The 19,954-nt window shown below is 42.2% G+C and carries 18 protein-coding genes and 1 pseudogene; 12 read left to right on the forward strand and 7 right to left on the reverse strand.

Annotation, left to right across the window (positions count from 1 at the left end; translation table 11 throughout):
* Positions 1-3: 3 nt before the first annotated feature.
* Entirely contained in the window at positions 4-1,320 is a 1,317-nt protein-coding gene (locus IQ19_RS09580) for a short-chain fatty acid transporter (protein WP_144542205.1), read from the reverse strand.
* Positions 1,321-1,501: 181 nt separating this feature from the next.
* The gene (locus IQ19_RS09585; protein ID WP_144542206.1) at positions 1,502-3,595 is read right to left on the reverse strand and encodes a DNA topoisomerase III; all 2,094 of its coding nucleotides are present in this window, start codon (positions 3,593-3,595) and stop codon (positions 1,502-1,504) included.
* A 259-nt stretch (positions 3,596-3,854) separates the two neighbouring features.
* Here IQ19_RS09585 and IQ19_RS09590 point away from each other — a divergent pair, with 259 nt between their 5' ends.
* Entirely contained in the window at positions 3,855-4,706 is an 852-nt protein-coding gene (locus IQ19_RS09590; RefSeq protein ID WP_144542207.1) for an STAS domain-containing protein, read from the forward strand.
* A gap of 359 nt (positions 4,707-5,065) precedes the next feature.
* The gene (gene hutH / locus IQ19_RS09595; protein WP_199749444.1) at positions 5,066-6,559 is read left to right on the forward strand and encodes a histidine ammonia-lyase; all 1,494 of its coding nucleotides are present in this window, start codon (positions 5,066-5,068) and stop codon (positions 6,557-6,559) included.
* A 36-nt stretch (positions 6,560-6,595) separates the two neighbouring features.
* Here hutH and IQ19_RS09600 read toward each other — a convergent pair whose 3' ends face one another.
* Complete coding sequence (locus tag IQ19_RS09600; protein WP_144542209.1) at positions 6,596-6,784, reverse strand: hypothetical protein; 189 nt, start codon at positions 6,782-6,784, stop codon at positions 6,596-6,598.
* A gap of 161 nt (positions 6,785-6,945) precedes the next feature.
* Between IQ19_RS09600 and IQ19_RS09610 the strand changes: the two genes are divergently transcribed.
* From IQ19_RS09610 to motB, 6 genes are all read left to right on the forward strand, one after another.
* Positions 6,946-7,554 carry a peroxiredoxin gene (locus IQ19_RS09610; protein WP_242020953.1) on the forward strand — a complete coding sequence of 203 codons (609 nt, stop codon included), beginning with the start codon at positions 6,946-6,948 and terminating at the stop codon, positions 7,552-7,554.
* A 284-nt stretch (positions 7,555-7,838) separates the two neighbouring features.
* Positions 7,839-8,213: a DnaJ family domain-containing protein gene (locus tag IQ19_RS09615; RefSeq protein WP_144542212.1), complete on the forward strand. Its 375-nt coding sequence runs from the start codon at positions 7,839-7,841 to the stop codon at positions 8,211-8,213.
* A gap of 58 nt (positions 8,214-8,271) precedes the next feature.
* Positions 8,272-8,733 (forward strand): STAS domain-containing protein, encoded by a 462-nt coding sequence (locus IQ19_RS09620; RefSeq protein ID WP_144542213.1) that lies wholly within the window; start codon positions 8,272-8,274, stop codon positions 8,731-8,733.
* 150 nt (positions 8,734-8,883) lie between these two features.
* The gene (locus IQ19_RS09625; protein WP_144542214.1) at positions 8,884-9,234 is read left to right on the forward strand and encodes a hypothetical protein; all 351 of its coding nucleotides are present in this window, start codon (positions 8,884-8,886) and stop codon (positions 9,232-9,234) included.
* Between the two features lie 391 nt (positions 9,235-9,625).
* Complete coding sequence (motA, locus tag IQ19_RS09630; RefSeq protein WP_144542215.1) at positions 9,626-10,420, forward strand: flagellar motor stator protein MotA; 795 nt, start codon at positions 9,626-9,628, stop codon at positions 10,418-10,420.
* Positions 10,413-11,210, forward strand: a complete 798-nt coding sequence (motB, locus tag IQ19_RS09635) for a flagellar motor protein MotB (protein WP_144542216.1) — start codon at positions 10,413-10,415, stop codon at positions 11,208-11,210. The genes motA and motB overlap by 8 nt, the downstream gene beginning before the upstream one ends.
* A gap of 533 nt (positions 11,211-11,743) precedes the next feature.
* Here motB and IQ19_RS09640 read toward each other — a convergent pair.
* Positions 11,744-12,940 carry an MFS transporter gene (locus tag IQ19_RS09640; RefSeq protein ID WP_144542217.1) on the reverse strand — a complete coding sequence of 399 codons (1,197 nt, stop codon included), beginning with the start codon at positions 12,938-12,940 and terminating at the stop codon, positions 11,744-11,746.
* Between the two features lie 44 nt (positions 12,941-12,984).
* Entirely contained in the window at positions 12,985-13,422 is a 438-nt protein-coding gene (locus IQ19_RS09645; RefSeq protein ID WP_144542218.1) for a MarR family winged helix-turn-helix transcriptional regulator, read from the reverse strand.
* Between the two features lie 212 nt (positions 13,423-13,634).
* Between IQ19_RS09645 and IQ19_RS09650 the strand changes: the two genes are divergently transcribed.
* From IQ19_RS09650 to IQ19_RS09660, 3 genes and pseudogenes are all read left to right on the forward strand, one after another.
* A complete protein-coding gene (locus IQ19_RS09650; RefSeq protein ID WP_144542219.1) occupies positions 13,635-15,020 on the forward strand; it encodes an alanine/glycine:cation symporter family protein in 1,386 nt (461 codons plus the stop codon).
* Between the two features lie 308 nt (positions 15,021-15,328).
* Positions 15,329-16,426, forward strand: a complete 1,098-nt coding sequence (locus IQ19_RS09655) for a carbohydrate kinase (protein ID WP_144542220.1) — start codon at positions 15,329-15,331, stop codon at positions 16,424-16,426.
* A 14-nt stretch (positions 16,427-16,440) separates the two neighbouring features.
* Positions 16,441-16,720: pseudogene (locus IQ19_RS09660) on the forward strand (pseudouridine-5'-phosphate glycosidase); the annotation flags it as partial.
* A gap of 160 nt (positions 16,721-16,880) precedes the next feature.
* Here IQ19_RS09660 and IQ19_RS09665 read toward each other — a convergent pair.
* Positions 16,881-17,201, reverse strand: a complete 321-nt coding sequence (locus IQ19_RS09665) for a helix-turn-helix domain-containing protein (protein WP_144542221.1) — start codon at positions 17,199-17,201, stop codon at positions 16,881-16,883.
* 158 nt (positions 17,202-17,359) lie between these two features.
* The gene (gene mnmH / locus IQ19_RS09670) at positions 17,360-18,418 is read right to left on the reverse strand and encodes a tRNA 2-selenouridine(34) synthase MnmH (protein ID WP_144542222.1); all 1,059 of its coding nucleotides are present in this window, start codon (positions 18,416-18,418) and stop codon (positions 17,360-17,362) included.
* 237 nt (positions 18,419-18,655) lie between these two features.
* Here mnmH and IQ19_RS09675 point away from each other — a divergent pair, with 237 nt between their 5' ends.
* Positions 18,656-19,945, forward strand: coding sequence for an FAD-dependent oxidoreductase (locus tag IQ19_RS09675; RefSeq protein ID WP_144542223.1), 1,290 nt, complete (start codon positions 18,656-18,658; stop codon positions 19,943-19,945).
* Positions 19,946-19,954: the final 9 nt, after the last annotated feature.

The following is a 19,954-nucleotide window of genomic DNA, read 5'->3' on the forward strand; positions in this document are numbered from 1 at the left end:
ACATTAATAAACAAAAAACATAAGAATTGTTGTAATGAATCCAACCCAAATGCCTAATAAGATGCAGTAGCCCATAATATGGCGGATATGAAGGCCGACGACACTTAAAATTGGCAGTGCCCAGAAAGGCTGGATTAAGTTAGTCCAGGCATCACCCCAGCCGACAGCCATAGCTGTAACCGCTGGATCCACTCCCAACTGAAGGCCGGCAGGTACTTGAAGCGGCCCCTGCAAAGCCCATTGCCCTCCGCCTGAAGGAGCAAGAATATTAACGAAGCCAGCTGTCCAATAAGTGAAAATATCAAAAGTCTCTTTGCTGGCTATTGATGTCATTCCGTTAATAATAGATTCTGCAAGTCCAGAGCTTCCAAGAACGGCAATGATGCCGGCATAAAAAGGAAATTGCAGAATAATAGGCGAAATGGCAGAAGCTGCTTCTTTAAAGGCCTTTGCATATTGGATCAGTGATTTATGAAGAATCAGCCCAAGTGAGAGAAAAGCAATATTAATAAGATTTAAATCCAGGTTACGCCCATTTACAAATTCAAAAACAATATAAATGAGGCCTATTAACCCAATAGCTATTCCTAGAAAAGGAGTGCTTTCCAGCTTTCCTGCAGGTGTGTCATTCGAGTTTTCCTCCTGTTCAGCTGCCTTTTTGGAATTCGTCGGAGGAGTATAGGATATAATCCCTTTTTTAGGTGCCATCAATACAATGAAGATCGGAATGGTAATTAAAAGAGCAACCAGAATAGTGATGGTGCCTGGATGAAAAATCGTCTCTGAAGTAGGGATCACTCCAGCCACTTTCTCCAGAAAATGTCCTTCAGTCGCTACAGTAAGCCCAATAGAGCTGGATAAACCAGCTGTGTATAAAACAGTAGGCGCATATGCTGCCGCAATTAAAAGGGGAAAGTGTGCATTCTGATTCCTTTTGCCGACTTCACGGGCAATAATGGCTCCAACTACAACGGCAAGTCCCCAGTTAATATAGTAAGCGGCAGAAGAAATAAGAAAAGTCAGTACGTAAGCCTGGTTAGCAGTCTGTGCTTTGGATGCCAGGTTTTCAAGGATTCGCTCGACTGTTGGGACTGAAGCAAGCGCCATTCCGGTCATCAGCAGGAGGACCATTTGCATAGTAAAAGCGAGATACACCCAGAAACCGTCACCAAAGGATTTAAACAACTCCACAGGCTCGGATGGCTTCATGAAAAGCCCAAGGATAAAGACAAATAGTGTCATCAATACAGCGATGACAAAAGCATCCGGAAGATATTTCTCTACGAGCTTTGAAAAACGGTCTGCCATTCTCGTTAACATTGTGTCACTCTCCTTTCAGTGTTAGTACATGCTATGGAGAGGACGAGCTCAATATTCTTAGAAAAGCTCTAGCTGATCGGCGGTGCGTTGGAGGGAAGTACGTATAGTCTAGGAGAGCCGAAGCTAAACAGTTATCGGGGATCAAAAAATAAAACCCCCGGCATCAGCCGGGGGCAAAGCTTTAATCCTTATCTTCCATCGCAGCCTTAAGCAAATCGCCAAGGCTTGTTCCAAAGGAGTCTTCCTTTTGGGTATATTTTTGGACAAGTTTTCGTTCTTCGCGTTTATTGACTGCTTTTTTCTTGTCCTGGGCTTTTTCAACGACGTTGCATGGGCGGCATTGGAAGTATGCACCTGCTTTGCCCTGGTGGATTTCCATTTTCTTGCGGCATTGAGGGCAGCGGCGGTTCGAAAGCTTCGGATCTTTCCGCTTACGGAAACTGCACTCCAGATTTGAACAGACCAGTATTTTCCCATCCTTTGTGTTCCTCTCTTTCAGGAAGGAATCACATTCGGGGCATTTCGAGCCTGTCAGATTATGGGCACGATAAGACTTATCGCTCTTTTTAATCTCGGATACCAATGTCCTTGTCTGCTTGCGGATGTTCTGCAGGAATTCTTTTGGGTCTGCTTTTCCTCGTGCAATTTTTTCTAAATCCTGTTCCCATTTGGCAGTCAGTTCAGGCGACTTTAAATCATTATTTACAAGGTCCATGAGCTGCTTGCCCTTTTTGGTTGGATGAAGGCGGCCATTTTGCCGTTCCACTGCTTCCGTCTCAAGCAAGCGTTCAATAATTTCTGCTCTTGTGGCGGGTGTTCCAAGGCTGTATTTTTCCATTTGGGTCAAAATATCCGCTTCAGAATAACGGAGCGGCGGTTCGGTCAGCTTGGCATCTGCCTCTGTTGATTGAACCGTAAAGGATTGCCCTTTTGAGATGTTTTTAAGGCTTTGCTTTCCTATTTCTTCATCGGTATTCCGTTCAACCTTGCGATAACCCAAATCGATAACTGCCGTTTCTCTGGCTGTAAAGGTTTCGCCGTTTATGTCAATAACGGCATGGATGCTTTCATACTTATATGGGTTATGGAATAGTGCCAGGAATCTGCGCAAGATTAATTCATACAGCTTGCGCTCATCCGTGGACAAATCACCAAGATGGACACGTTCCTCCGTTGGGATTATGGCATGGTGGTCAGTGACCTTTTCATTGTTAAAGACCCGCTTCGCCAGTACATTCCCCTGATTTGCCAGGATCTGCCGCACTTCGTCCTTATAGGAAGCGGCAATGCCATGGAGGCGGTCAATCATGGTTGCTTCCATATCCTTTGTCAAATAGCGGGAATCTGTTCTCGGATATGTGACAAGCTTATGCTGTTCATAAAGCTTCTGCAGCACATTTGATGTTTTCTTGGCCGAAAAGCCAAAACGTTTATTAGCATCACGCTGCAGCTCGGTCAAATCATAAGGAAGCGGCTGCGGCTCCGTTTTTTCCTTCCGGTTTATAGATTGGATAATGGCTTTTTGCCCTTTTGTTTTAGAGACAATTTCATCAGCTGTTTCTTTTGAAAAAACGCGTTTTTCACCGTTCTTTTCCCAATCAGCCTGAAGAGGCCCTACCTGGGCACGAATGGTCCAGTACTCTTTAGGAACAAACTTTTGAATGGTTTTTTCCCTTTCCATAATAAGCGCCAGAGTCGGTGTCTGCACCCTTCCTGCGGAAAGAGGGTCCTTATATTTGGTGGTCAGTGCTCTTGTTACATTTAAGCCAATGAGCCAATCGGCTTCCGCCCGGCAGACTGCGGATTCATATAGATCGTCGAATTGTTTCCCCGGCTTCAGATTTTTAAATCCATCCCGGATAGCACGGTCTGTAACAGAGGAAATCCATAATCGTTTGATTGGTTTGCGCCAGCGGATTTTTTCCAGTATCCAGCGTGCGACAAGCTCACCTTCGCGGCCGGCATCCGTAGCAATAATGACCTCATTGATATTCGTACGCTTTGCCAGGTTTTCAATTGCTTTATACTGGTGGCTTGTCTGTTTCATCACCTTCAGCCCCATTTGATCAGGGATGATAGGCAGGTCCTCCAGCTTCCATGTTTTATATTTGCTGTCATAGTGTTCGGGCATCTTTAATTCGATTAGATGTCCCAGCGCCCAAGTAACGACATATTTGTCGCCTTCTATATAGCTTTTATGTGATTGCCGGCAGCCCAGCACCCTTGCAATTTCACGTGCAACACTGGGCTTTTCTGCAAGAACTAGTGATTTCATCGTAACTCCTTTCGATTACGGCAAGACCGCAATCCTTTTCTATCCTTACTCAGTATAGCGGAAAAGCATCAAAATTTGTAATGGAGGGGTTATCTTTATTGAACAAGATAGGTAATCCTCAAAGAAAAAAGATATAAACGTTCAGCTGGTTTGGAAAGATAAGATATGTGGCATAAGGTGTATTGCTTTCAATTTAAAACCCATTCATTTTACAATGAAATTACCAATATCTTTACAAATGGAAAGACAAGGTGAAATTATGGATTTAAAATACAGAAGACTATTTGATTTTATTCAAGCCAATTCAAAAAACATTACTGACAAGTGGCTTTCAATGAGAGAAAAACAGGAAGATTCCATTTACTCAGCCGATGCAGATCCAGCTTACGAGAAATTGCTGCGCGAACAAAACGCTTTTACTAACTATACCGTTTCCACTGCTCTGCTGGAAGACGAGAAGCAATTCGCCGAAAACATGGAGAGGTGGGCCAGCACAGTAGCGGAAAGCAGAATTGAATCGGATACGCCTATTTATGAAGTCCTTGAAGCTTTAAGCAATGTAAGAGAAACATTTTGGCATTTTGTTGAGAAGTTTATAAAGGAAAATCAGGATGAAATTTCAACAGACGATATCTTGAAGTGGAGTTCCATCATTAATACAGCATTCGATAAGTTAATTAATAAGTTTACGGAGAAGTACTATAACCTTACAAATAGAAGGCTTATAGCACAGCAAAATTTGATCAACGAACTTGGATCTCCAGTTATTCCTGTTAAAGATTCAACTGCTGTTCTGCCATTGATCGGCAATATTGATACGGAGCGTGCACAATTGCTTTTGGAGCAAATCCCGCAAAAATGTGCAAAGGAAAACATAGAACACCTTTTTATCGATTTATCGGGTGTTGCCATTATTGATACGATGGTTGCCCACCAAATATTTTCACTGACAATAGGGTTAAAGCTGCTGGGTGTAAAGTCAACCATTTCCGGCATTCGCCCTGAAGTTGCCCAGACTTCCATCCAGTTGGGCTTGGACTTTACAGGCATAGATACTTACAGTACATTAAAGCATGCTTTGAGAAGGCAAAGGATAGAAAACAAAGAATAATAATGGGGAGAGAAGAGCTGGCATGAGTACCAGCTCTTTTTATTATGAAGAAGAGTTAAAATGCTTTACTGTATTACCATTCTAACAATCTAACTTGTTAAAAACTGGTAAAAATTAATTGACAAACATTCATTAGAACACATAAGATTAATTATATTCAGAAAATATAAAGGCATTGGACTGATGATCATGAAACACCCAAAAAATTTTGCTGCGAATAATCCGTTTAAAAAGGCTGTATTTCAAACCTGTGTTTGAAATACAGCCTTTTCTTTATTTCGCTAATGTACCGAGGAGGAAATGAAATGGAAAATCTAACAGGATCTATGATGACTTTAACGCATAGGAGGGAAAATAAAATGGTTATTTTAAATGGAAATCAGCTTACTTTGAAAGAAGTCAATCGAGTTTTATTTGAAGGAGAAAAAGTAGCAGCATCTGAAGGGAGTATGGCGATTGTTAAAAATAGCCATGCAGCAGTGAAAAAAATTGTCAGTGAGGAAAAAGTCATTTACGGCATTAATACTGGCTTTGGAAAATTTAGCGATGTACTCATTGATCAAGGGGATGTACAGGGTCTTCAATTAAACCTGATCCGCTCGCATGCATGTGGTGTCGGAGAGCCATTTTCTGAGTCTGTATCAAGAGCAATGCTGCTTTTAAGAGCCAATGCATTATTAAAAGGATTTTCCGGAGTTCGCCCAGCAGTAATCGAGACGCTTCTAGAACTGGTTAATAAAAATATTCATCCGGTCATTCCCCAGCAAGGTTCGCTTGGTGCAAGCGGCGATTTGGCGCCTCTTTCCCATTTAGCACTGGTCTTAGTAGGGGAGGGTGAGGTATTTTACAATGGTGAAAGGAAGCCGGCATTGGAAGTTCTTGAGCAGGAAGGTATAGCGCCGCTAACATTGGAAGCAAAGGAAGGCCTTGCGCTTATCAATGGTACGCAGGCGATGACTGCGATGGGTGTCGTAGCTTATCTTGAAGCAGAAAGGATGGCTTATCAAAGTGAATTGATTGCCGCTGTGACCATGGAAGGCTTAAATGGAATTATTGACGCCTTTGATGAAAATGTCCACCAGGCAAGAGGCTATCAGCAGCAGGTGGATACAGCAAGGAGGATGCGTGAATACCTGTCAGGGAGCAGTTTGATTACTAGGCAGGGAGAAATCCGGGTTCAGGATGCTTATTCGATCAGGTGCATTCCGCAGGTGCACGGTGCTTCCTGGCAGGCACTTGATTATGTAAAAGAAAAGCTTGAGATTGAAATGAACGCAGCTACTGATAATCCGCTCATTTTTGATAATGGAGAAAGCGTCATTTCCGGCGGGAATTTTCATGGACAGCCGATTGCACTCGCAATGGATTTTATGAAAATTGCTGTCGCGGAACTTGCCAATATTTCTGAGCGCAGAATTGAAAGGCTTGTCAATCCGCAGCTAAGTGATTTACCGCCATTTTTAAGCCCGGAGCCAGGCCTGCAATCAGGTGCGATGATTCTCCAATATGTGGCGGCTTCCCTTGTATCGGAAAATAAAACGCTTGCACATCCGGCAAGTGTCGATTCGATTCCTTCCTCTGGGAATCAGGAAGACCATGTCAGTATGGGAACGATTGGGTCAAGGCATGCATATCAGATTATCCAAAATGTTAATAAAGTCCTTGCCATTGAATTAATTTGCGCACTGCAGGCAGCAGAATACCGCGGATCAGAAAAAATGGCTGATAAAACAAAGAAATTCTATGAAGAAGCCAGAAAAATTGTCCCTTCCATTACTAAGGATCGCATTTTCTCAAAGGATATTGAAGCATGCGCTTCCTGGCTAAAAAAAGTTGATATTGAAGCAATATAAAAAAATCAGGGTCTGAAATTTTTCAGACCCTGATTTTTATTCCTTAGCTCGATCTTCAAGCTCTTTTGCTTCATCTTCTTCAAAGCGGTTTTTAAATGCTTCTTGTGTAACAATTAATTCCTCGTCTTCTTGAGCTTCAGTTGTATGCTGTTCTACCATTGTATGTTCAGGAAAGTTCCCTGGATGATGCTTTCTTTTATGGTTGAAATGTACTCCACGTGACATGGTAATGCTCCTTTCATCTTTAAGGTTACGGGTCTTTCACTATTTTTCCCCCGAGTTTAAAGACTATGTATGGCAGCTTATTTTCATTCTTTCGCGTTCATTTTCCTTTTTAAAAGCATAAGTATATATGGTGGATATTGAAGTATGAAGGGAGCAAAGGAATGGTGAATGAATTTAACGCAGCCGTCGCTGCAAGCCCAACGGTTTTTTGCGCAAGCCGTGGGGACCGTGCTCCGGTTTTCACCGCTGATGCCATTATTGATAATCAAATAAAAAAAATCAATTTAGAGAATTATAAGGGCAAGTGGGTACTGCTGTTTTTTTATCCAAGCGACTTTACTTTTGTCTGACCGACAGAATTGGCGGCGGTCGCCGCTATTAATCCTTACTTAAAAGCACTCAACTGTGAAGTCATGTCCATTAGTACGGACAGTGTATATTCGCACAAAGTATTTAAGGAGACCTCTCCCTCTTTAAAAAAAGTAAATTTTCCGATGGTAAGCGACAGGACACATAAAATCAGCAGAGCATACCGGGTTCTGGATGAAAATTCTGGGGCAGCCGTAAGAGCATCCGTTTTTATTGATCCAAATGGGATCATCTCTGCAAAATTAATTTATCCAGGGGAAGTTGGCCGGAATCTTCATGAACATGTCAGAATTATGCAGGGGATTCAATATGCCCAGCAGACAGGGCAGGGAGTACCTGCAAATTGGAAGCCAGGCCAGCCTGGAATCATCAGGGATCCGAATTTAATAGGGAAGATCTAGCAGGAGGAAGTGGAAGCTTTCTCTTGTTTTTTCATAGGGCTGTTTTAAAGCTCAATGTTGATTTTTGCACCCTGTTGATTGGAGCGGAAGGTGCGAGACTCCACGAAAGTGCTCTCGCATTTTCTTCGTGCCGTGTCTATTCACGGATGCTTATTCAATGACCTGCGAGAGTGCGGATCAAAGGGAGGCCCCGTAGCCTTTCGTAAAAATATAATTCCTTTAATAAGCAGCGTTGAAAATATATAATAGGAAGTAACAAATTATGTAAAGGGGGAACTGGAAGGATGGACTTCTTTTCCATTATTTCTGAAGATCGGATTAAAAAGGCGTTTAAGGATGGCGAGTTTGACAACTTGCCTGGCTATGGAAAGCCGCTTCCTTTTGATGATCTGGCGTCAGTGCCGGAAAACCTGAGAATGGCTTACCGCATTTTGAAAAATGCAGGCTATACCGAGGAAGAGTCCCAAATTAAACAGGAATTGCTCACAATTGAGGACTTAATCAAAAAATGCGAGAATAGTGAAGAAAAGAAGGAATTGCAGCAGAAGCTGAATGAAAAAATGCTTCGTTTTAATAGCATGATGTCGAAAAGAAGACTAAATACCAATTCGTCGATTTTTAAAAACTACGAAGAAAAAATTAACAATAAATTGTTCTAAAGCTGGCCATTTTACAGTTCGCCTGGTTGGCATAGAATGAATAAGTTAAGGAGAAAACATGAATAAAGATGAATATATAAAGTCTCTTGAAAAAAGGATAGAGGAATACGAAGCGACCATCGCCGATATGACTGCACCCATCATTCCATCGATTGTTCCCCAAACTATTTTGGTGCCGATCACAGGCCTCCTTATGGCAGAAAGGTTTGAAAAGATTACCGTTAAAATATTGAAACATATCAAAGATCATGATATAGAGTTTGCCATCATCGATTTTACCGATATTACGGTCGAGCGAATTGAGCGGATGTGCCTTGTTGAATTGGGCCAGCAAATCCGAAATCTAACTGAATCAATTCACCTAATGGGGGTAAAGCCTTATTTTGTCGGCATGACGCCACAGTTAATAAAAGAGATTGTCTTATCAGGCATTGAGCTTAATGCGGAAACACATGCCACGTTCCAGGCTGCATTAAAGCACTTAATGAAGATAAATAATCTAGTATTTCAAAAAATATAATTCAGGAAAACTTCTCTCCTTAAAGGAAAGGAGTTTTTTTGTTTTTTTATATAAAAGACATGCACAATTTCTGATAGTCTGGGGTTTTGTCCATGCGGAAACCTCCGAAGAAACATATTCTATAGTATCCAGGAGAAAGGAGGTATTCAAATGTCAAACAATTGGAGAAGAAGATTTGAGATCAATGCAGATGAAGTGGAAATTCGGGCAGACAAGGTTATTGTTAAAGAAGATGATGATAGAAGACACCGCCGTGACGATGTAGGAGGAATTGAAGATGACCGCAGAAAAGATCGCCGTGATGACCGAAGAAACGACCGTAGAGGTGATCGCAGAGATGATTGCAGAAAACATCGCCGTCATGATATAGAAGGCGCTGGTGACTTATGGTATAACAGAGATTTAGCCGGAACTGGAAGAGGCTGCAGAGGTGACAGGGTGCGGGGTGCAGAGGATGACGACAGAAGACACAGAAGGCATTGCGGCTGCCGCTGGATCTAAAATATGCGGATACAGGACAGGGTTTTGAACCTTGTCCTGTATTAAATGAATGACTGTGTTAAAGCTCATTGTTAATTTTGGCACCCTGTTGATTGGAGCGGAAGGTGCGAGGTCCTCGATAATGCATTCGCATTCTCTTCGTGCGGTGTTATCTCAAAGATGCTTACTCAAAGCACTGCGGGAGGAGCGTGTCAAAGGGAGCCCCCGCAGGCGGCGCTCGCACCGAGGAGCGTCGGATCGCCGCGGTTCGCTGAGTGCCTGGAGCGGAAATCAACAGGCAATCGAAAAATAACGCATAAGAAAATTTTCCTAAAGAACTGTAAAAAGTATCCGAAATTAATAGTAGATAGCATTGCGGTTTTTTTAGACTACATAGATAGGTGTGGCATGCATGGATAAAACAACGATAATAGGAATAATTTTAGGGTTAATAGCGGTTGGAGCAGGGATGATTTATAAAGGGGTAAGCCCCGCAGTTCTCCTTAACCCTGCAGCTATCCTGATTATCATTTTGGGAACGGCAGCGGCAGTTGCCATTGCTTTTCCAACGAGTGAAGTAAAAAGGGTACCAAAGCTATTTGGGGTCTTATTTAAAGAAGAAAAGCTCATGAATCCCACTGAAATGATTAAAATGTTTTCAGATTGGGCCCAACTGGCAAGGAAAGAAGGACTGCTTGCCCTTGAAGTTAAAACCAATGAAATCGAAGACACTTTTTTAAAAAACGGGCTAACTCTAGCGGTTGACGGTCAAAGCGCTGATTACATCCGTGATGTGTTGAGCGAAGAAATCGATGCCATGGAAGAAAGGCATCAATCGGGAGCTTTGATTTTCAGCCAGGCAGGCACATATGCTCCTTCTCTCGGAGTGTTGGGGGCTGTTATTGGATTGATCGCAGCATTGGGAAATATGAATGATACAACCAGCTTGGGCCATGCCATCAGTGCGGCGTTCGTAGCGACTTTACTGGGGATCTTTACGGGATATGTGCTTTGGCATCCTTTTGCCAATAAGCTAAAGAGAAAATCGAAGAAGGAAGCAAAGCTGAAGAGCATGATGATTGAAGGAATCCTGTCCATCCTGGAAGGGGAGGCACCGCGGGTAATTGAACAAAAACTGGCTTCCTATCTTCCTTCAGGGGAACGCAGAAAATTCCTTGAAGAAAGCAGTGAGGCCAAGGATGAGTAGGCGAAAAAAGAAGCAGCATCACGAAGAGCATGTGGATGAATCCTGGCTTCTGCCATATGCTGATCTATTAACCCTGCTGCTGGCACTTTTTATTGTTCTTTTTGCCATGAGTTCTGTTGATGCACAAAAGTTTCAGAAGTTATCGAAAGCATTCAATGACGTTTTTACTGGCGGAACAGGTGTCTTGGAATTTCCAAGCCCGATGCCCGATGGCCAGATGCAATCAACAGATGCTGTTTTAGAGAATCCAGACAAAGATCTTGAGGGAATGGCTGCGCTTGATAAGCTGGAAAAAGAGCAGCTTAAGCAGGCGGCAGACCAGGAAGAACTGGCCTCTCTTCAGCAAAAAGTAAATGCATTTATTAAGAATAAGAATTTGGCAGATAAGCTGGAGACTTCTTTAACCACAGAGGGGCTGCTTGTTTCAATCAGAGATAATGTCCTATTTAGCTCAGGAAGTGCAGAGGTTCGGACCGGGGATTTAAAAATAGCGAATGAAATAGCAGAGCTCCTCGTTATGGATCCGCCTCGGAATATCATTATAAGCGGGCATACAGACAATGTTCCAATCCGTAATTCCCGCTTTGAATCAAACTGGGAACTGAGTGTGATGCGGGCGGTTAATTTTATGAAAATGATCCTGCATCACGATAAACTGGATCCACGGTGGTTTAGCGCAAAGGGATTTGGCGAATTCCAGCCGGTTGCCGACAATGAATCAAAAGATGGCAGAGCCAAAAACAGACGGGTAGAAATTTTAATATTGCCAAGAACGGGAAATCAGTCTTAGAATTGCTGATTTCTTTTTTTAGGTGAAGGAAAAATGCGGAATTATTGAAGTTGCTAATAAAATAGAAAAGTTGCTAATAAAAATCAAAAGTTGCTAATAAAAATCAAAAGTTGCTAATAAAATAGCTGAGCTTGCAAATATACTGCTTTCTTGCCTGGATATGTTGAAATTTTCCTCTAAAATCAGCAGGAAGGGCGTCTAAAAAACAAAAAAAAGCTCTGAAATCCAGCAACTTTACAAATGAAGTTCCATTATTCATTTGCTTCTTGTTCAGATCCGTCCGGTTTGCACATGCGGTCAACCATTACGCCAAAAAGAAAGACACACGCAATAGGAATAGAAAAGTTCAAAATATGAACAATGGTCATGCATAAACCTCCTTTAAATAATAATTACTGTTCTCCCCTTACTTACATTATATGCAATTTTCATAAAAAATACAGAGAATATTCGGAAAATATACACAATCAGGGGTTGACAAACAAAAAAAAAGAGCCGCAATGGGCTCTTTTTTGAATAAGTAGCTATACAAGTTATAACGGCAGATTAGCTTCAGAGTGCACTGTTTTTGGCTCTTTCCTTTTCCCGTGAAGAATATAGTAGACAAACAGGCCAAACAGCGCCACTCCCGCAAGCATGAAATAAAGGGTTGAAAATCCTGTTTGAACCGCAAGTATTCCCAAAACATAGGAACCTAATCCAATCCCCGTATCAAATAGTGTGAAGAAGGTAGAAGTAGCAAGGCCTCTTTTCGATGGGTCGGCTTGTTTTATCGCTACTGTTTGAAGGCTTGGAACGATGGTGCCGTAGCCTAATCCGATAACTGCACCGGACAGCAGGAATAAAAAGGTGCCGTTTGCCTGGCTAAGCAAAAATAATCCGGCGGCAAACAGGATGATGCCTGGATAAATGACTTTATTTTCACCATAAGTATCAAACCAGCGGCCTGTGAAGGGGCGGGACATGATGATGAACGCCGCATATACAACAAAAAAGAAGCTTGCAGCTTCCAGCAGGCCAAGCTCTTTGGCATAAACAGAAATAAAGGAAAGAATTCCTGCGTAAGCAAATGCAAGAATGCCCGCTGCGACAGCAACAGGAACTGCGTTTTTCTCAAACAAGCTTGAAAGAGTAAATTTTGGATGCTTGGCGGTGCCTTCTGCTCTTTGTGGCATTTTTACAAAAACACCCAATAAAAGCGCTATGAATGATAAAGCCGTACATAAAGCGAAAATCCATACAAAGTTTGCATATTGAACAATCGTCAAGCCTGCAAATGGGCCAATAACCATGGCCAGGTTCATAAACATCGCATAGTAGCCAAGACCTTCGCCTCTGCGTTCATTGGGAACTAAGTCCGCGACAATCGCTCCGGTTGCTGTCGTTGCCATACCAAAGCCGATTCCGTGCAGGAACCTCAATGCAAGCAAAGCTGGTGTTGAGTCAGCCCAAAAGTAAAGCAGGGATGAGACTGCAAACACTAGTAATGAAGCAAGCAAAATCTTCCTGCGGCCAAGCTCGTCAATCCACTTTCCAGTAAATGGACGGCTGATCACTGCGGCAATCAGGAATACCGATATAATCAGACCTACCTGTGTCTCGTCACCCTTTAAATCATCCAAAATATAAAGAGGAAGCGTTGTCAGCAAAATATAAAAACCCATAAATAAGAAAAAACTAGTAATAGAAATACTCAAAAAATCCTTCGTCCATAACGGCTGTTTCTTCATGTTGACCTCCTAACAATCGGTACCAGGCACCTATACCACTTTCCTCAGTTGGTATAGGTGCCTGGTACCATATTTTCTTTCATTTTTGCCATGAGTTTGATCATGGTGTTGATTTCTTCTTCGGTAATGTTTTTTAGTACATGGCTTTCGCTTGTTCGGACGGCGTTGAGCCAATTGTCATATTCTTGTATGGCTGTGCCGGTTAGCAAGATTCTCTTTTCTCGTTTATCCTTGCCTATTGTTCTTATAATCCATCCGGCTTTCTCCAAACGGGCCAGTGTCCGTGTCATAGTTGGCGCTTCAACGCCCAGATAGGAAGAAAGCTCTTTTTGCGTGCTCGGACCGCCTGTTTTAAGTCGATAGATAATGGTCCATTGAGCAGCATACAAACCCAGCGGCACCAAACTTTCATTAAGTATTTTCGAAAAATGGCGAGTAAATTGATTTATGGAGTGAAAAAGTTCGCTTTGATTAGAATCCATGAGATCACCTTCTTAATATAGTTACCTAGCTAACTATACATGATTTTTAAGAATATGTCTACCTTGCAAGTAGGAATTGGGCTGGAGATTGATAACCGTACTACACTTATCAAAGGTTTAATACTTTTTCTAGCTGAATGTTTAACTGGTAAAAAACAGGGAAACAGAACATCAAGGACAGCTGTGTAAACATTACAAGGGGGATAATTTTTTTGGACAAGTTATTAGAGATCGTTGCAAGTATTTCAGGATGGCTTTGGGGCTACCCAATCATCCTATTATTAGCGGGTACTGGTTTATATTTAACCTTTATGCTAGGTTTTTTCCAGTTCCGTTACCCGGTATATATTTTTAAGCAAACGTTCGGAAGCATTTTTAAAAAGCCGAAAGGAAAAGGAACAGTTACACCTCTGCAGGCTTTGACCTCTGCACTTTCATCGACCATCGGTGCAGCAAATATAGTCGGTGTTCCGGCTGCCATTATGTTTGGCGGACCTGGTGCTGTATTTTGGATGTGGGTCATTGCCCTGATCGGTATGGCGATTAAATTCTCCGAAAGTGTACTGGCTGTAAAGTACCGCGAGAAAAATGAAGAAGGCGAATATGTCGGCGGGCCGATGTATTATATGACAAAAGGGCTTAATATGAAGTGGCTTGGAGTTATTTTTGCTTTTGCGCTCATGATTGAACTGATTCCCAGCATTATGGTTCAGGGGAATGCAGTAGCTGCGGCTGTTGGCGAAACCTTCAGCATCAATGGGCTTTATACGGGAATTGCTGTTGCTGTTCTCGTTTCATTAGTCGTTTTTGGCGGTATAAAAAGGATCGGGAAGGTAACAGAGATTGTTGTACCATTCATGGCTCTTATCTATGTAGGCAGTGCTCTGATTATATTATTTATGAATCTTGGCAAACTTCCTGAAGTGTTGGAATTAATCTTCACTTATGCGTTTCAGCCAATGTCTGCAATAGGCGGATTTGCCGGTGCGGCAATTGGCGAAATCATTCGCTGGGGATTTGCACGAGGATTATATTCCAATGAGGCAGGACTTGGAACGGCGCCGATTGCCCATGCTGCTGCAACAACGGACCATCCGGTAAGGCAAGGTTTCTGGGCAATTGTCGGAATCGTCGTTGATACACTGATTGTGTGTACAGCTACTGCCTTTGTCGTGTTATCGTCAGGTGTTTGGACAAGGGAGGGCGCAATGGAAGACCCTTCAGCTTTGACTGCAGCTGCATTCACACAGTATTTCGGTTCCTTCGGTGGTGTGCTGGTTGCCATTTCATTAATATTCTTTGTCATTTCGACTATCATTGTGGTTGTTTTTTATGGCTCCAAAATGGCCGAGTTCCTTTTTGGTTCTTTTGCCGGAAAAGCAATCAAAGTTGTTTACATCGGTGCCATTGTTCTCGGTTCAGTAGGAGCGGCGAAAACCATTTGGCAATTCCTTGACCTGGCTCTCGCTATGATTTTGATACCGAACATCGTAGCTGTCCTGCTCCTAAGCAAAGAAGTCAAACAGCTGAAAAACGAATTCTTTACATCAGAAAAATATTATTTAAAAGATATTAAAAAAGATGATAGTGCAGCGTAATTAAAGGTCTTCCGTCTTATGGCGGGAGGCATTTTTTTATAGATTGAGCCGAACCGCCAACCTAATTGTGAACTTAGCGAATAAATGCTGGAAACTAGCTAATAAATAGTTAAATCCAGCGAATAAACAATAAAATTTAGCGAACAATTACTTAATCCAGCAAACAAACCAGTTAACTAGCGAATAAATATGCTAGAAATATGGGAAATAAAACCTTTATAGAATTATTTGAAAAATAACACTTGTTTTACTTATGGACAAAAGTACATAATATAAACAAAAGTGTAATACGACAGGGCTGATTAATTATGAACGAAAAAGAGTCATTGATTTTGCAGCTGATTAAAGAGGATCCATTTATCGCACAAAATGATTTAGCTGAAAAGACGGGGCTTTCCAGGTCAGCTGTTGCTGGGTATATTTCTACGCTAACTAAGCAGGGGAAAATTTTGGGCAGAGCCTACGTCCTTCCCGTAAAAAAAGAAGTGCTTTGTATTGGCGGCTCCAATATTGATAGGAAGATTCAGGTGACAGGCCAACTTCAGTATAGGACATCAAATCCGGCTGAGAGCTCTCAGTCCTGCGGCGGGGTAGCCCGCAATATAGCCGAAAACCTTGGGAGGCTGGGCTGTGATGTTGGCCTGATGACTGTTGTGGGTGACGACCCTGACGGAGAATGGCTGATCGAATATACAAAAGCTTTTGTTGATGTCTCAGCCTCACAGTCCCTGGCAGGGCTCACCTCGGGCACTTATACAGCAGTGCTCGATCATGAAGGAGAAATGGCCGTTGCCCTAGCCGATATGTCTATTTATGAAAATGTTAACACTGAGTTTATTGAGAAGAAGTGGGGCTATCTTGCCTCATCCGAAATGGTCATACTTGACACTAACTTTCCTCCTCGTGTCCTAAAGCAGATTATTGCAAGATGTGATGAAGAGAGTATACCGCTCTGTATAACCCCTGTATCTGCACCGAAAATAAAAAATTTGCCGAAGGATCTGAATGGCGTGACCTGGCTGATTGCCAATAAAAATGAGGCGGAAGCTTTAACGGGAATGGAAATCAGCAGTGAAGGAGATTTTTTTAAAGCCGCAGAGAAAATAATGAAAAAAGGTGCACAAAAAGTAGTCATTAGCCGGGGGGATAAAGGGCTGATTTACTTCACCAACGAAGGAGAAGCAGGTGTGCTGCTTCCTCCGAAGGTGAAAATTGCCGATGTGACAGGTGCTGGAGATTCACTGGTAGCCGGAATTATTTTTTCACATTTGAAGGGCTTGAACACAGAGGATGCTTGTAAAATTGGAATGGCCTGCTCGATGCTGGCGCTGCAATCACTAGAAACAGTTAATCCGAACCTAAATAATACACGCTTAAAGGAAACATTCAAACAATATTTTAACTAAGGAAACGTGACATCATGTTAGAAAAATGGATGGAGTACTCAGAAGAAGTTTTGAAAGCAAAGAAAGTAAATAAACTGGGTGTTGCATTGGAATCAACGATTATTTCACATGGTATGCCATACCCCTCAAAATGTCCAGACGGCAAAAGAAGTTGAAGAAATTATTCGGAAAAATGGAGCAGTGCCTGCAACTATTGCGATTATAAATGGAAAAATGAAGATTGGCCAATCTGATGAGGAGCTGGGGTTTCTGGCCCAAAGGAAGGAAGCAGAAAAGGCAAGCAGACGTGACCTGCCTAAAACTTAGGCCTTGAAAAAAAATAGATCCGTGAGTTTCTACATAAAAATGGAGCGAAGGAAGTATTAACTGAGGTCCGGTAAACCAAGTATTTATAGGCAATAGTATAGGGGCTTGAAATAAATAGAGCCTGAAATATTTCAGACTCTAAAAATTTTTATTTCTGTCCGCTTCTCCACTTATTAAAATCCAAAAACTCCCGAAATTGCTCTTTGGATACACCAGATTCCATCGCTTCTTTGACGATTTTTATCCATTCTGTATCGAGCTCGTCCTTATTAATTTGCTCGTTGATTAAATGTTCGACAGGGACATTTAATACGGCAGCAATTTTTTCAAGGAATTGTATGGATGGGTTTGTCTGCAGGTTGCGCTCTAAAGAACTTAGGTAAGATTTGGCCACACCGGCCTGTTCAGCAAGCTCGGATAAGGACATTCTCTTTTCTTGGCGAAGTCTTTTAACACGATCACCGATCATTGTATCTCACACACCTTTTATTGTAGGTAATATGATTTAGAGCAGAATTCACACGCTGGTTCTATATTAAGAACAAATTTGTTCAATATTATTATCATCATACCACAGCATTAACCAAATGATATAGACCGTTTTACAAATTAAAAAAATGCTCTACGTCACAGGACGGGAGCATTTTGTGTTTCAATAATCTTGATGACGGCTTCAGCTGCTGCTTCAACATCATCAGCATGCACATGGTGGAATTGACCTTCATAATCATGCTGCTTAAATGCATAGCGCGGGTCATAATAGTGTTCCAATAAAAGCTTGATCAGCAGTTCGTAATTTTCTTTTTCGACTGCTTCTTCAAGCTGGGCACGAATTTCAGGGTCTTTGAGCCTTTTTTTGATAAATACAAGGCTTTCACTGACTTTTGGTTTGAACCATTCTTCCTGTTTGTAGGGCTCAACATAATCCCTTAGAATTCGCTGAACACGGGACTCCATACCGGCGAACATATCGATGTGGATGCCGGTTTTCTTCGTATCCAGCAGTTCATCTGGCTGAACGACCTTGCCGATTCGCTTGCTTTCTGCTTCCATAATGATATATGACGATCCCTTAACCTCTGAAAGTGCTTGATACAGCAGCGCGTCAAAGGTTTTTTGGGTGCTGCCGTCACCCATTCCAAAGGAGCCGAAGATTGAGCCGCGGTGTCCCGCCATTTCTTCAAGGTCTATGACAGGATAACCTCTCTCGTTTAATACTTTCAGTACATCGGTTTTTCCCACGCCAGTCATGCCGTGCAGAACAACTGATTGATCAGGAATTAATCCAGCTGTGTTTTCAAGAATGTATTGCCTGTAGGCTCTGTATCCCCCTACTAAACGAGGGAAAGAGACTCCTGCATATGTTAAAAAGGTGGCTACAGATTTACTGCGCATTCCGCCGCGCCAGCAGTATATAACAGGCTGATAGCCTTCATTTTTCAGATCCCGAATTTTCCCGAGCATGGATGGAATTTTCGGTGAAACCATCTCCATCGCTCTCCATTTAGCAGCATCTGAACCTTCTTTTTTATATAGAGTACCAATTTCCACACGTTCTTCATTGGTGAAAAGCGGTACATTCACAGCTCCTGGAATGCTGCACTCCTCAAATTCAATTGGAGACCTTACATCAACCGGAACTGCTTTATCCATTTGAATATATTGTTCGACTGTTATTTCTCTCATAGAAATGCCTCCAAGTTTAATGCTATATAGATTGTCCTAAATGGAGCAAAAATTTAGTTTGTATGATTCTATTCTATCTATTATACAAGAATTTTAAAATATAGGTGCCTCTCTTATCATACTCCTTTTTTCATGTGAACGGTCTATTAAAATTTTCCAAACACTGTAATATCAGCATATCCATTGGTTTTGCATTTTAAAAAGGAGGATAAATAAAGGGCAAAGGTGGTGTGAAATATGTCCTCGAATACGGAGGTAGCTGTTGTCGGCGGGGGGATTGGCGGATTGACGCTTGGGCTGAAGCTTGCCAGGTCGAAGATCGATGTACTGGTAATTGAAAAGCTTGAAGCGCCGTCTTCCATTTATAAAGGTGAGCTCCTGCAGCCGAAGAGTATGCAGATTTTCGAACGGCTTGATGTTCTGAATGAGATTCGAGGTAATGGTTTTTCTTTTTCCAGGATTGGTTTTGAGGAGGGAGAAAACGAGTTTTCCATGGATTATAGCATATTGCCGGGAGACTATGATTATGCCGTTATGATCGAGCATGAAAAGCTGAAAGGAATTCTTCTCAAACAGGCACTGCAATATCCGAACTTCCAGTACCTATCCGGTGCTATTGGAAAAGGATACTGTGATGGCCGCTTAATAGTCGAGAGGAAGGAATTGAATGAGCGACTCTCCGTGAAGGCTGATTTTTATGTAGGCGCAGAAGGAAGGAATTCCATTACCAGAAAAGAAATGAACAGCAAAATTAAAAAAATAGAGTATAACCATCATTTTTTGACTGTCACTTTTCCAAGGCCTCAGTCACTGGATGAAGGAAAAATTATTTCAAAAGATAAACGGTTCCTCGGTTTATTTCCGCTGCCCGAATCAAAGGTCAGATCTGTTTACTTAATTCCAGAGGGTACTTATAAGGAGTATCTCGCAAAGGGGATTGACCATTTCCACCAAAACTATTTGGAACTTTTTCCGGAATTGGAGGGTTTCGTAACGAGGCTGAATGATTGGAAGGATATTCAGCTAATGATTCCAACAGCCTTTTATGCTGATAAATATGTGAATGGCAGGCTTGCCATATTGGGGGATGCGGCACATACGGTCCATCCAATGGCTGGTGAGGGTATGAATATGGCTATACAGGATGCGGATGTCCTTGGTGAATTGTTTGCAGGGATGTATGCAACCGGAAGAATTTCGTCCAGCAGGCTGAAGTGGTATGAAAAAGTCCGAAAGCTCCGGGCTCAAAAAATGATCAGCCTCAGCCATTTATCCGCTTTAGCCTATTCCTATTCGAACCGGTTCATTACAGGAATCCGGCGCAAAGGATTAAAGCAAATCGAAAGGGATAAAAAACTCCAATTCAAGCAAATGCTGAATGTCTCGGGGCTTGGATATTGGTCCGAATCGGTTTTGGACCGCTTCGTTCAGGCGGGGTTGCTGCCAGCTAGAAAAAGAGGCCTTTCCACCGATGCAAAAAGGAATTACTTTTACACAGAAAAAGACGACTATCCTTGGAAATGCTGAAAGAAGGTT

It is taken from the genome of Cytobacillus oceanisediminis (genome assembly GCF_007830235.1).
Classification (GTDB): Bacteria; Bacillota; Bacilli; order Bacillales; family Cytobacillaceae; genus Cytobacillus; species Cytobacillus oceanisediminis.